The sequence below is a fragment of the Limnobaculum parvum genome (assembly GCF_003096015.2).
Classification (GTDB): Bacteria; Pseudomonadota; Gammaproteobacteria; order Enterobacterales; family Enterobacteriaceae; genus Limnobaculum; species Limnobaculum parvum.
On record NZ_CP029185.2, the window covers coordinates 2,597,585 to 2,610,605 of the forward strand.

The window sequence follows — 13,021 nt, forward strand, 5'->3', positions numbered from 1 at the left end:
GTGTCATTGAGGATAGATAAAAATAAGAAAAACACAGGAATTCCGAGTAATTTAGTTCTCGGTCTGGCTCACGGAAAGAATACCTATCTGCAATATAACCGGATGAACTGACGCATTAGTGGCTAATTTTGCCGCATAAAAACGTGCAACGGAGAAACCACCAACCCCCCCGATGACAGACCCGACAACCGCAGCGATATCACTTCCTAACCAATAATAAAACAGCGCAGAACACAAGAGAATGCCCAACAGAGGAACCATATAAACCAGCAGTGCGGATAACAGCACTCCAGACTCAGGGATCCCCAGTTCAACACGCTGCCCTACAGATAAGGGTTGCTCAACCGGTATTTGCAGATCGTGAACAACCTGAGGCCCCAATTTATTCAACACTCGAGTCCCGCAGGAAGCTTTTGACTGACAGCTACTGCAACCTGCCTGTTGTTCACAGCGCAAAGTCGCAATGCCCTGTTGCCAATCGATGACGGTTGCCCACTCACGTAACATTTATCAGCCTTTATTGACCACTACGCTGGTAGCAACGCGTTTGGCGGTAGCTGGAGGTAACTCACCAATCACCGTAATTTCTACATTATTACGATTTTCGGTATGAATAGTTCGACGCCCCTGACGCAATGCGTGTTCACTGGCCTGACCCTGATAACTGTTCGGCGATACGTTCAGTGAGAAACTGAATAAGCCATCAGAATAGAGTCGAGACTCCACCGTGCTATTTTTCGCATCAGAAACTGTGTGGCGGCTGCGAGAGGATTCGGAAAAACCTTGAGGTAACCAACCCACACTCCAGTGCATGGTCAGTTTATCGGTAGGAGGAACAGCTAACAATGGAGGCATTACCGGCATCGAAAAATCAGCCATTTTGGCTTTTACACTATCGCCATCACTAAAGGCCACCACGCGAAACTGCTCTAACGTGTCGCCATCTCGATCGAGTAAATCGGTACGCAGAGGCAGTTTGGTTTCAGTGTCTAACCAAACCACATAGCTATAACGTAACCCATCGTGCGGCACTACTCGAACAACATCACAAATACGATTAGCGATACGTGAACGCCCCACCGGAACAAAATCATAGTTTTGTTCTAAACGACCAATATCGGCAAACACCAAAGAGGGTAATGAGTCGACAATATGGTCACCGCGAATGCTAAAAGGCTCCATGCCGGGCTCGAAGTAACTCACTTCAATACCGCGCAATATGGCCTCCCGCTGAGGTCCATCCATATTGATTAGCTGAACCAGCGGTTTACCATTTTGTATAGAATGTCTGTACTGCAGGGATTCAATGCCCACTTTGCTAACATTCACATAAGAGAACTCATAGCTTAAAGTCTGGCTGGCATTGGTCATTTGCTGCAATAAAACTTCTGTTGGATTCGGTTCAGAAACCGCAGCCAGGGGGAGCCCCCCCAGCAAACAACAAACAATAAACGCGATTGGTTTCATCGACTACTGCGCTAACCCTGTTGACGCAGAATTACTGGTTTTTGCACTGGTATCAGCAGCCCTTGGTGCGATTTTCAGCTGTTCCGCGTGTAAACGACGTTGTAATTCATAATCCTGTAGCATAGCGTTAATGCGTTTACGCTGCTCCAGAACCTGCTGATTAGTATTCTGAGCACCTTCCGTTGCCACATCAAAACTGACTGGCGATGCTTGTCCGCCTAACGGAATGGTATTAAATACCGGAGCATCTGGCGTACTATCAGTGCCTTGTTGATTGTACTGCTGTACGCCAACAATCACTGCCAGTGACACACAGGCTGCCACACCAATTTGCCCAACCTGAGCAAACCATGGACGAACCTTATGCCAGAACGGCATCTTCTGCCAAGTTGCAGGATGAGGCTGTGACACTACCGGTTTATCAACGGTAGATAACGTTGGTTCCGACGCTAATGCGGCAAAAACTTTATCTGCGATATCGAAATGAACCACTTCGCCGATATCTCCACGCAGAGTATCGCGAATCAGGTGGTAGCGATGCCAACTTTGCTGAAGCGTTCTATCTTGGGATAGCCCATTGATAACTTCATTATCAATGCTTTCTCCATCCATCAGAGCGGAAAGCTTTTCTTTTTGCATGCCTAATACCCTTTTTCTTACAACATCCTAGAAGTCAGATACAAACACTATCGCTGTATCAGTGGCTGTACTTTATTATCAATTGCTTCACGAGCCCGGAATATTCTTGATCTTACTGTACCTACCGGACAATCCATGATTTCTGCAATCTCTTCATAACTCAAACCATCGATTTCACGCAGGGTGATTGCCATCTTTAAATCTTCAGGCAATGACTCGATAGTTCCAAACACAATACGTCTCAATTCCTCTGACAACATTAAGTTCTCAGGGTTCGAAATTTCTTTTAATGCTCCTGCATTTTCGAAATTTTCTGCATCACCAGCATCCACATCACTTGAGGGAGGACGGCGCCCCTGAGCCACTAAATAATTTTTCGCGGTATTCACTGCTATTCGGTATAACCAGGTATAAAAAGCGCTGTCACCACGAAAAGACTCCAACGCTCTATAGGCCTTAATAAAGGATTCCTGCGCCACATCGGCAACATCTGCCTGTGGTACATAGCGGGAAACAAGGCCCGCAACTTTATTCTGGTAACGAACAACCAGAATATTAAATGCGTTTTTATCGCCCTTTTGGACCCGTTCAACCAACACCTGGTCGGTTAACTGCTCGCTCATTCGAGGTAAAGTCTCCTCAACTATCTCGATGCGTTTCGTGCTGCCAAACCTATATGTTGTACTAATTTGAGCAAGCAACTTCTTAGAGACGCTGTTTAATGATTAGTTCCCAACATCTCACGCGTAAAAATATCGTTAGCTGGTTTTTCAACCAATCTGCCTGTTATTTTGTCGTTCTGGAACGCCCATCAGGTGCATGGCATCAGGATATTCAGCCAATACAAACCCGTTCCAGACCGGATTCGGTGTAGGCTACCATGATTTTTCACTTTCAGCCTCACTCTATACAAAAGATTGCAATAATTCGCCATGCTATTTTTATATATTTTTCAGAGTGCAAGATAAAAATCTTTGGCTAACTGTTTAAATTCTTCCGTGTAATCTTTTCTACCTGATTGATGCGTCACCAGCTTCTGCTCATCACAAATGAGTGGAACTTTGGATAACTCCAACAGCACAATATAAGGTAATTTATCCGGCACATCACAAACCCAAGTACGGCGGACAACAAACCACCCCATATCCAACGCCAGTTTTTCCAACTGTTCACCAGAGGCACAAGGTAACATCACCGAAAATCGCCCCTGTGGTGCCAGCAATTTATCAGCGTACATCAGCAAATTCTGATGGCTAAGAATATGGGTATAACGCGCTTTAGCTCTAGACTCATCGCGACAATCTGTTCCCTCTGGAAAATAGGGAGGATTACTGACGATTAAATCATAGCGGCTATCCGCTATTTCAGCATAATCAGCAATATCCTGATTAAATACCCTGATACGCTGATGCCATGGTGTAGCCTGAACATTCTCTTGCGCTTGCTGACAAGCCGCAAGATCAATCTCAACCGCGTCAATCATAACCTGCTGTTCACTGCGCTGTGCCAGCATCAGTGCTAATAATCCGGTTCCAGTGCCAATATCCAAAATGCGTCGACATGAACCCACATGAGTCCAAGTTCCTAAAATAACGCCGTCTGTCGTTACCTTCATTCCACATCGGTCATGACCAACAAAAAATTGCTTAAATGTGAAACCACCGCGGCGAAGTAAAGGTTTCTCCCTATCTTGTTTCATCGTAACCTGCATAAATAACCCATACGCTTTTACTGCCAATACAGCGAATTATTCTGTATTTTGCCAATAATTTCATTCACCAATAACGTCAGATGAATTCTAACCGAAAACGAAGATAAATGCCTGATGTCAACAATAACAGATGAAGATCGCGCTCAATACATCTATAATCGGCGCCCCAAGTAGAGGTAGATAATGACAGTATTAGACTTTTCCGCACTCGATCTCGACCAGCTGTTGCTGGATGCATTAAGTGACAAGGGCTATGAGCGCCCAACAGCCATTCAGGCCGCGGCTATCCCGGCAGCGATGGATGGACGTGACGTTCTGGGTTCCGCGCCAACGGGAACCGGTAAAACTGCGGCATTCCTGTTGCCCGCACTTCAGCACCTGCTCGATTATCCGCGCAAAAAGTCCGGCCCTCCGCGCATTCTGATTCTGACGCCAACCCGAGAGCTGGCCATGCAGGTAGCAGAACAAGCACGTGAATTGGCGGCCCATACACATCTGGACATTGCTACTATTACGGGTGGTGTGGCTTATATGAATCACGCTGAAGTTTTCAGCGAGAATCAAGACATTGTGGTCGCGACGACCGGTCGCCTGCTGCAATATATTAAAGAAGAGAATTTTGACTGCCGTGCGGTAGAAACACTGATTCTTGATGAAGCAGACCGCATGTTAGATATGGGATTTGCTCAGGATATCGAGCTCATCGCCGCAGAAACCCGCTGGCGTAAACAAACTCTGCTGTTTTCCGCGACGCTGGAAGGGGAAGCTATTCGTGACTTCGCCGAGCGCTTGTTAAACGATCCTATTGAAATTGAGGCGGACCCTTCCCGCCGTGAACGTAAAAAAATCCATCAGTGGTATTATCGCGCTGATGATATTAAGCATAAAACCGCCCTACTTTGCCATCTGCTGAAGCAACCTGATGTGCATAAAGCCATTGTCTTCGTACGCAAACGCGAACGTTTACACGAGTTGGTAAGTTGGATCCGTGATGCTGGCATCAGCTGTTTCTACCTTGAAGGAGAAATGGTACAGGCAAAACGTAGTGAGGCGATTAAACGCCTACAGGACGGAACGGTTAACATTCTGGTAGCCACCGATATTGCAGCACGCGGTCTGGATATTCTGGACATCAGTCACGTATTCAACTTTGACCTACCGCGCACCGCCGACACCTACCTGCACCGCATTGGCCGTACTGGCCGCGCGGGTAAAAAAGGCATCGCGATCTCTCTGGTGGAATCTCACGATCACCTGCTGCTGGGCAAAATCGAACGTTATCTTCAGGAGCCACTGAAAATACGCGTGATCGATGAACTGCGCCCAACCAGCAAAGCGCCTGGACCAACCAACGGTCGTAAGCAATCCAAGAAAGCTAAAGAAAAAGCGGCAGAAAAGAAAAAAGAGAAAAATAAAGAAAAGGTCAAAGTAAAAGTCCGCCACCGGGACAGCAAAAACGTAGGCAAACGGCGTAAGCCAGCCAATGAGCCCACATCTCCGGATACACCTACAGATAAAGCATAATGAAATAACGGCTCCCTTCGGAGCCGTTACTTTTTAAGCCTCTTTGCCCTTTGTCCTTTGTCCTTTGCCCTTTGCCCTTTGCCCTTTGCCCTTTGCCCTTTGCCCTTCAGGTTAAAGCATCCGAATGTTGCCTCAGCCAATAAAAAGGTAGTATGAGCCGCAGGGATGCGGCGAAAGGCGCAGCGACGTCGGGAGCGGCTCTGCGCCGGTGCGTCATTTTTTTGCTGACTGAGGTTGCCGCCGCAACGCGGCGGTCAACAGTCGGCTGCGCAGGCGCGGGGTGTGCAGAGGGGCGTTCGCCTCAACGCCCCTTTGCTCGACGCAAACTCCACTGCCGAGATAAACACCGCACTTAAAGCGGCGAAACTTACACAATACGACCAATAAAACAATTCAAAAAATACAATAAAAAAGGCCGCTGTTCCCAGCGGCCTTTCCGAAAAACTACCTGCTATTACAAGCTTTCAGTGAAAGTACGAGTAATAACATCACGCTGTTGTTCCGGAGTCAGTGAGTTAAAACGCACTGCATAACCAGATACACGAATAGTCAACTGTGGATATTTTTCTGGGTTCTTAACCGCATCTTCCAAGGTATCACGGCTCAGTACGTTAACGTTCAGGTGTTGACCACCTTCTACACGTACGGTTGGTTTAATTTCCATTGGAACTTCGCGGTATTCGATTTTGCCCAGTTGGCTAACAGGTACAACTTGATCTTCTGAATAATCAGCTTTTGCACAGACGCAACGCGCTTCAGCCGTTTCATCATCCAGCAACCAGAAAGAGTTTAATAATGTTGCGTTATCAGCTTTAGTAATTTGGATACCAGTAATCATTTGGTGCCTCCATCAGTATTTTAAATTTAAGTTCCCCCTAATCTTTTGGGGAAACAATATCGAATTCATCCAGTCGTAACATTAGCAATACAAAACTAACATTATTTTTTATCTTATATATCAGCGATACATTTCATATTCTTTGATTAAAATCAATTTTTGAAATACATGAAAAATGACAATTTGGTCACCTTTTTGTTTTATATCAATTTTTGCCCGTTTTTGACATTTAATTATTTTTGTAAATTTTCAACTTTTTTTATAACCGCAGTTAATTCACCATCCGAAATCACGATTAAAAGATCATAATCGTAGTCGCCTTACTGTATTATTCATCGATACCTTTTTCTTAGCGCTCGATATACCATTCAAAAGAAAGGAGATCCTCTATGAGCGACAAACTGACATGGCATGATGTTATTGGTCAGGAAAAGCAGCAGCCTTACTTTCAGGACACTCTCAAGTTTGTCGCCTGCGAAAGAGCGGCTGGAAAAGTGATCTACCCCCCACAAAAAGACGTTTTCAATGCCTTTAGCTCAACTGAGCTGGCAGACGTTAAAGTGGTGATATTGGGTCAGGATCCTTATCACGGCCCTAATCAGGCTCACGGTCTATCGTTTTCCGTATTACCAGGTATTCAACCGCCTCCATCTCTGGTCAATATGTATAAAGAACTTATGAGCGATATCCCCGATTTTCAACGCCCAAACCACGGTTATTTACAAAACTGGGCATCGCAAGGAGTGATGTTACTCAATACCGTCCTCACCGTTGAGGCAGGTAAAGCGCACTCCCATGCCAGCCTAGGTTGGGAAACCTTTACCGATAAAGTCATTGCCGCCTTAAACGATCACCGTGACGGCGTTGTCTTTATGCTATGGGGCTCTCACGCTCAGAAAAAAGGCCGCATTATCGACCGTAAACGCCATCATGTACTGGCTGCGCCTCACCCATCCCCATTATCGGCTCATCGTGGTTTTCTTGGCTGTAAGCACTTCTCTCAAGCTAACAGCCTGCTAGAACAGCAAGGTCTGACACCTATCCGTTGGCAGTTAGATAACCTTTGATATCCGGTTTGGCTGGTAAAAAACAACCGCGCTCTTTAGCGCGGTTATGCATTGTAACTTCAGCCAAGATTAGAGCTTGGTCGGCTGATCCAGCTTATATTCACCGGTAGTAGACTTCAGAAACTCAACGATATCATCTACGTCTTTTTCTGGCAGACTAACTTCTAACTGATACTTAAGCATCATCTCAACCGCACTTTTCAGAGTGTCCATACTACCGTCATGCAGATATGGTGCAGTTTGCTCGATATTTCTCAGAGTGGGTACCTTAAAGCGGTTACGGTCGCGTTCAAAGGTAGTGAAGTTGAAACGCCCCCGATCTGCATCGGTGATGCCACCGCGAGCAGCGAAGTAATCTTCTTTCAACCCCATCATTTCAAACGACTGACCACCCAAGTTTTTACCTACGTGACAAGTTCCGCACTTGTTATCTTTGAACAGTTGGAAACCGCGCTTCTGCTGAGCCGTTAATGCACTATCATCACCCTTCATGAAGCGGTCAAATGCACTGTTTGGCGTTACCACTGTCTTTTCAAACTCTGCGATAGCGTCAGTAATAGTGTCCGCGGTAAAACCTTGCGGATAAACTTCAGTAAATGCCGCGGTCAACGCCGGATCCTGAGACAGTTTACCAATGATTTGATCCCAAGATTCTGAGCCCATCTCAATTGGATTCAGAGGAGGCCCCCCCGCTTGCGCTTGCAGGTTTTTCGCACGTCCATCCCAGAATTGTTCAATGTTATACACCGAGTTAAACACGGTTGGTGCGTTAATTGGCCCAATTGAACCGTTGATACCTTTTGAAGTAATCAGATTATCAACACCACCCGCATCTAACTTATGACAACTTTCACATGACAGTGAGTTATCACCGGATAAACGGTTGTCATGATAAAGGATAGACCCCATCGCCACTTTCTTTGGATCCGTTGGCATAGGAGCAGGTAATGGTTGAACCACCTCGTTCTTAAAGGCTGGGCTGACGCCCTCTGTGACGTAGTATTTAGATCGTTGCTCTTGCGCCCAGGCCAAAATCGCCGCTTTATCTTCTGCCGTTACGCCACCGCGCCAGTGCACGGCAGTATAGCGACCAGGAGGCATGATTTCGTCCCGAATAGCGCGTTCAATTTTAGCCAAGTCTGACTCTGGTGCTGCCGTACCATTAACCAGGCTATCCATGGTGCCTTCTAGGTTGAAGTGTATATAGCCCATCTTCACATCGTGTGCCATTAATTGCTTGGCAATTGGAAATGCTGCATAGAAAGGCATCTCGGCATTAGCGGTATGGCAATATTCGCAACCACGCTGATAGAAAATTTCTCTCACATGCGAATCACCTTTCGGTGCTACTGTGGCAATCAAACGCTCGCTTCGCTTAGCATCATAATTGTAAATATAGGCTGCCGTCCCCAGATAACCGACTATGCCTAAAGCACAAGCTCCTACGATTAGCTTCTTTATCATAGTTCCCTCAGATTCTTCTCTGTCTTATTGGTATGTCATGAGAAAATGCGACCTCATGATGAAAATCTTTTGGATTATCTCTGGTAAGAAAAATATCGAATTGATGCGGATCAAGTATCACAGGCAGTCTTACCTATCATTAGAATAGGCTCTAGCTATTAATAGGTATTTGGTTGGGAATATCTGATAAAAATCGGGGAAGCGAATAAAAATTACATCTAATAAATTGAATAATATAAAAATATAGAAATGTGAGATAAGGTTTATTTTAGACTCCTATCTCACATTAATCATAACGCTAACTCTTATCAAGTCCAATTAGCATTCGTTTGTATCCCGACTATTTAGAAACAGCCACCATTGCCGGGCGAATCAAACGGCCATTTAGGGTATAGCCTTTTTGCATCACCATCATTACATGGTTTGGTGCATGATCGGCAGACTCCATCATGGTCATTGCCTGATGTAGCTCAGGGTTGAAAGGAACATTAACCTCTTCCACCACTTCCACACCAAATCTACTGACTGCATTAAGCAGTGATTTCAGGGTCAGATCCACACCTTCCACCAACGCAGCCAAGTCAGGATTCTCTTTATCGGCAGAAGCCAAAGCGCGCTCAAGGTTATCAATCACCGGAAGCAACTCAATGGAGAACTTTTCTAAGGCAAACTTATGTGCTTTTTCCACGTCTTGCTCTGCACGACGACGGACATTTTCAACTTCGGCACGAACGCGTAAAATATTCTCGCGCTCCTGCTGCTGAGCCTGAGCCAGCTGAGCTTCCAGATTAGCAACTTGCTCAAAAATTTGAGTATTTATCTCTATCTCTGCGGCTTGTTCTGCGCCTTCCACTCGCTGGTGCTCGTTTAATGTCTCATCCAAGACTTGCTCATTAGGGGTGTTTTGTTCTTTACTACTCATGTAAATCTCCGCAGTTTGGCATTACGCTCACTTGTTCGCTTATATTATGGGGATGAAAATTGACGAATCAAGGAAGTCATTCATATTGTATGGATGCTATTGTCGCATCTGACAGGAAAAATTAAATGAATAATAACAAGTTCAGTTGCATTGGGTTAGTCGGACACCCACGTCATCCTTCAGCATTAGCGACACACAAGGCATTATACCACTGGCTAAAGAGCAACGGTTATACTGTTATTGTAGAGCAACAAATAGCAAACGATTTAAATCTGGAGGATATGACCACCGGTAGCCTGTCGGAAATTGGACAACAGGCCGATCTGGCGGTAGTCATCGGTGGTGACGGAAATATGCTGGGAGCGGCACGGGTTCTCTCCTGTTACGATATTAAAGTCATTGGCGTTAACCGCGGGAACCTCGGTTTTCTTACCGATCTCAATCCAGATAACCTCCATCAGCAACTTTCTGAAGTACTATCAGGCGAGTTCATCACCGAAAAACGTTTTTTGCTGGAAGCACAGCTGCATCATGCGGGTCAGCCACCTCGCCTTAGCACCGCCATGAACGAGGTGGTGCTGCATCCGGGTAAAGTGGCCCATATGATTGAGTTTGAAGTGTATATCGATAATAACTTTGCCTTCTCTCAACGTTCCGATGGTCTGATCATTTCTACCCCTACTGGTTCAACGGCCTATTCACTGTCCGCCGGTGGCCCTATTCTGACACCAACGCTGGATGCTATCGCTTTGGTCCCCATGTTCCCACATACCCTAACCTCCAGACCTCTGGTTATCAGTGGTGATAGCATTATTCATCTGAAATTTTCTCACTATAGTCGTGACCTAGAAATCAGCTGTGACAGCCAGATAGCACTAACGGTCCAAAAAGATGAAGAAGTCATCATTAAACGTAGTGAAGCACACCTGAATCTGATTCATCCTAAAAATTACAGCTACTACAATACATTAAGTACAAAATTAGGGTGGTCAAAAAAATTATTCTGAAAAATCAAATATCCCTCTTTACTGTATATAAAACCATATTATACTGTATGTAATTACAGTCATTGGGTTACACAGGAAGACAACCATGCTGGCACAGTTAACCATTAGTAATTTTGCCATTGTTCGCGAACTGGAAATTGATTTTCAGTCAGGTATGACAGCCATTACCGGTGAGACCGGTGCCGGTAAGTCGATTGCTATTGATGCATTGGGCTTATGTCTAGGTAGCCGTTCCGAAGCGGCGATGGTGCGTAACGGTGCCAACCGGGCTGATATCTGTGCCCGCTTCTCCCTGAAAGATACCCCAGCAGCCCACCAATGGCTGGAAGATAATCAGTTAGACGACCAGCAAGAGTGTCTGTTACGCAGGGTGATCAGCGCTGATGGTCGTTCCCGTGGTTTTATTAACGGTACGGCGGTTCCTGTATCCCAACTGCGTGAACTGGGTCAGCTACTGATTCAAATTCATGGTCAACACGCCCACCAGTTGCTGCTAAAGCCTGAACACCAAAAACATCTGCTGGATGCTTACATACACCAAACGGAACTGGCTAATGAGATGCAGCAGAGTTATCAATGCTGGCATCAGAGCTGTACCCAACTGGCACAGTTTCAACAGCAGAGTCTTGAACATGAATCCCGCCAGCAACTATTACAGTATCAGCTCAAAGAGCTGAATGAATTTGCCCCACAGGCTGGCGAATATGAACTGATTGATGAAGAGTACAAACGTTTGGCTAACAGCGGTCAACTGCTCTCACTGAGTCAGGATACCTTACAGGTACTGGCTGAAAATGAAGAACAAAACGTACTCAGCCTGCTGAATCACGCGAAACATAGCCTGCAAGAACTTTCCGCTATCGATGAAAAAATGGCGGGGCTGCTGACCATGCTGGAGGAGGCCGCCATTCAGGTTAGCGAGACCAGCGAAGAACTCCGTCACTACGCGGAGCGGATGGACATGGATCCAGTACGCCTGTATGAACTGGAACAACGCCTGTCTCGTCAATTGGCTCTGGCTCGTAAACACCATATTGCGCCGGAACAGTTACCGGATCTCCATCAGCAATTGCTAGATGAACAGCAACAAATCAGCCGTCAGGGTGATGATTACGAAGCACTGACCGAAGCGGTTGCTCAGCATCATAAACAGGCTCTGGAAGTGGCTAAACGTCTGCATGTGCAACGTGCCCACTATGCCGCAGAACTTTCCACCATGATCACTGACAGCATGCACTCACTGGCCATGCCGCACGGTCAGTTGGTGATTGATGTGGAATGGCAGCCAGAACATCTGAATACCGAAGGTGCCGACCGAGTTGATTTCCGGGTCAGCACTAACCCAGGACAACCACTGCAAGGGCTGTCTAAAGTAGCTTCCGGTGGTGAACTGTCACGTATTGCCTTGGCGGTTCAGGTGATTACCGCACAGAAAATGGATACCCCAGCGTTAATATTTGATGAAGTGGATGTCGGTATCAGCGGGCCAACCGCTGCTATCGTCGGTAAGCTGCTGCGTCAGTTGGGTGAATCCACCCAAGTTATGTGCGTCACACACTTACCTCAAGTTGCCGGTAATGGTCATCAGCACTTTTATGTCAGTAAGCAAACCGATGGCGAAGAGACCGAAACCCAAATGTTGCTGCTGGATAAAAATGCCCGTTTGCAAGAACTGGCCCGCTTACTGGGCGGCAGCGAAATTACCCGCAACACCTTAGCCAACGCCAAAGAACTGCTGGCCGTCTGATACTCATGTAATCGTTAAACGATAGTTGAGCGAAAGTTAAACGATAGTAACGACCGATAAAAAGAGCCAAATTAACAACAAAAGTTTTAATGCGGCTCAACTTTTTGTGAAAATTGGGGTCGAATCAACACATATCTGAAGCATAAGAACAGATTTGCAGATAAAATCTTACTAAATGACCTCGATAAACAATCAGTAAAGGTTTCCAAATGTCGCAAGGTCTATTATCATCGACAGCCTATGTTCTAAAGGAAAGTACTATTATGCGCTGCAAATTGCTGACTGCCGCTGTGGTGGCTCTTGGAATTCTGGTAACCGGTTGTTCTACATTAGAAAAAGTAGTTTACCGTCCGGATATCAATCAGGGTAATTTCTTAACGCCAGCAGACGTCTCCAAACTGCAAAAAGGCATGACCAAGCAGCAGGTGGCTTATATTTTAGGCACACCAATGTTGCAGGATCCATTTGGTTCCGAGACTTGGTTCTACGTCTTCCGCCAGCAGCCAGGACACCAGGACGTGACACAACAGACGTTGACGCTAACGTTTGACGGTGGCGGCTCATTAAGCGGTATCACTAACGATACTTCTATGATGAAGCAAGAAAACTAAGTAACACTAATCAGGTTACTCATG

General features: G+C 46.0%; 14 protein-coding genes. 6 read left to right on the forward strand and 8 right to left on the reverse strand.

Going from position 1 to position 13,021, the window contains the following annotated elements; translation table 11 throughout:
- Positions 1–51: 51 nt before the first annotated feature.
- The 4 genes from rseC to rpoE are packed head-to-tail and all read right to left on the reverse strand — an operon-like array spanning position 52 to position 2,729.
- A complete protein-coding gene (rseC, locus tag HYN51_RS10885) occupies positions 52–507 on the reverse strand; it encodes a SoxR-reducing system protein RseC (protein ID WP_108900042.1) in 456 nt (151 codons plus the stop codon).
- Between the two features lie 3 nt (positions 508–510).
- The gene (gene rseB, locus HYN51_RS10890) at positions 511–1,467 is read right to left on the reverse strand and encodes a sigma-E factor regulatory protein RseB (protein WP_108900043.1); all 957 of its coding nucleotides are present in this window, start codon (positions 1,465–1,467) and stop codon (positions 511–513) included.
- A 3-nt stretch (positions 1,468–1,470) separates the two neighbouring features.
- Positions 1,471–2,106 (reverse strand): anti-sigma-E factor RseA, encoded by a 636-nt coding sequence (gene rseA / locus HYN51_RS10895; protein WP_108900044.1) that lies wholly within the window; start codon positions 2,104–2,106, stop codon positions 1,471–1,473.
- Between the two features lie 47 nt (positions 2,107–2,153).
- Positions 2,154–2,729 carry an RNA polymerase sigma factor RpoE gene (gene rpoE, locus HYN51_RS10900; protein ID WP_108900045.1) on the reverse strand — a complete coding sequence of 192 codons (576 nt, stop codon included), beginning with the start codon at positions 2,727–2,729 and terminating at the stop codon, positions 2,154–2,156.
- A 98-nt stretch (positions 2,730–2,827) separates the two neighbouring features.
- Between rpoE and HYN51_RS16370 the strand changes: the two genes are divergently transcribed.
- Positions 2,828–2,980, forward strand: a complete 153-nt coding sequence (locus HYN51_RS16370) for a hypothetical protein (protein WP_157953030.1) — start codon at positions 2,828–2,830, stop codon at positions 2,978–2,980.
- Between the two features lie 78 nt (positions 2,981–3,058).
- Here HYN51_RS16370 and trmN read toward each other — a convergent pair whose 3' ends face one another.
- The gene (trmN, locus tag HYN51_RS10905; protein ID WP_108902034.1) at positions 3,059–3,805 is read right to left on the reverse strand and encodes a tRNA(1)(Val) (adenine(37)-N(6))-methyltransferase TrmN; all 747 of its coding nucleotides are present in this window, start codon (positions 3,803–3,805) and stop codon (positions 3,059–3,061) included.
- Between the two features lie 195 nt (positions 3,806–4,000).
- Here trmN and srmB point away from each other — a divergent pair, with 195 nt between their 5' ends.
- Positions 4,001–5,341 carry an ATP-dependent RNA helicase SrmB gene (gene srmB / locus HYN51_RS10910; RefSeq protein ID WP_108900046.1) on the forward strand — a complete coding sequence of 447 codons (1,341 nt, stop codon included), beginning with the start codon at positions 4,001–4,003 and terminating at the stop codon, positions 5,339–5,341.
- A 454-nt stretch (positions 5,342–5,795) separates the two neighbouring features.
- Here srmB and grcA read toward each other — a convergent pair whose 3' ends face one another.
- Positions 5,796–6,179: an autonomous glycyl radical cofactor GrcA gene (gene grcA / locus HYN51_RS10915; RefSeq protein ID WP_108900047.1), complete on the reverse strand. Its 384-nt coding sequence runs from the start codon at positions 6,177–6,179 to the stop codon at positions 5,796–5,798.
- A 389-nt stretch (positions 6,180–6,568) separates the two neighbouring features.
- Between grcA and ung the strand changes: the two genes are divergently transcribed.
- Positions 6,569–7,246 (forward strand): uracil-DNA glycosylase, encoded by a 678-nt coding sequence (gene ung / locus HYN51_RS10920; protein ID WP_108900048.1) that lies wholly within the window; start codon positions 6,569–6,571, stop codon positions 7,244–7,246.
- A 69-nt stretch (positions 7,247–7,315) separates the two neighbouring features.
- On the opposite strand, the gene HYN51_RS10925 is transcribed toward ung, so the two are convergent.
- The gene (locus tag HYN51_RS10925; RefSeq protein ID WP_108900049.1) at positions 7,316–8,710 is read right to left on the reverse strand and encodes a cytochrome c peroxidase; all 1,395 of its coding nucleotides are present in this window, start codon (positions 8,708–8,710) and stop codon (positions 7,316–7,318) included.
- 340 nt (positions 8,711–9,050) lie between these two features.
- Entirely contained in the window at positions 9,051–9,632 is a 582-nt protein-coding gene (gene grpE, locus HYN51_RS10930; protein WP_108900050.1) for a nucleotide exchange factor GrpE, read from the reverse strand.
- A gap of 125 nt (positions 9,633–9,757) precedes the next feature.
- Here grpE and nadK point away from each other — a divergent pair, with 125 nt between their 5' ends.
- The 3 genes from nadK (at position 9,758) to bamE (ending at position 12,997) form a co-directional block, all read left to right on the forward strand.
- Entirely contained in the window at positions 9,758–10,639 is an 882-nt protein-coding gene (gene nadK / locus HYN51_RS10935; RefSeq protein WP_108900051.1) for an NAD(+) kinase, read from the forward strand.
- A gap of 85 nt (positions 10,640–10,724) precedes the next feature.
- Positions 10,725–12,386, forward strand: a complete 1,662-nt coding sequence (recN, locus tag HYN51_RS10940; RefSeq protein WP_108900052.1) for a DNA repair protein RecN — start codon at positions 10,725–10,727, stop codon at positions 12,384–12,386.
- 263 nt (positions 12,387–12,649) lie between these two features.
- Positions 12,650–12,997, forward strand: coding sequence for an outer membrane protein assembly factor BamE (gene bamE / locus HYN51_RS10945; RefSeq protein ID WP_108900053.1), 348 nt, complete (start codon positions 12,650–12,652; stop codon positions 12,995–12,997).
- Positions 12,998–13,021 lie beyond the last annotated feature (24 nt).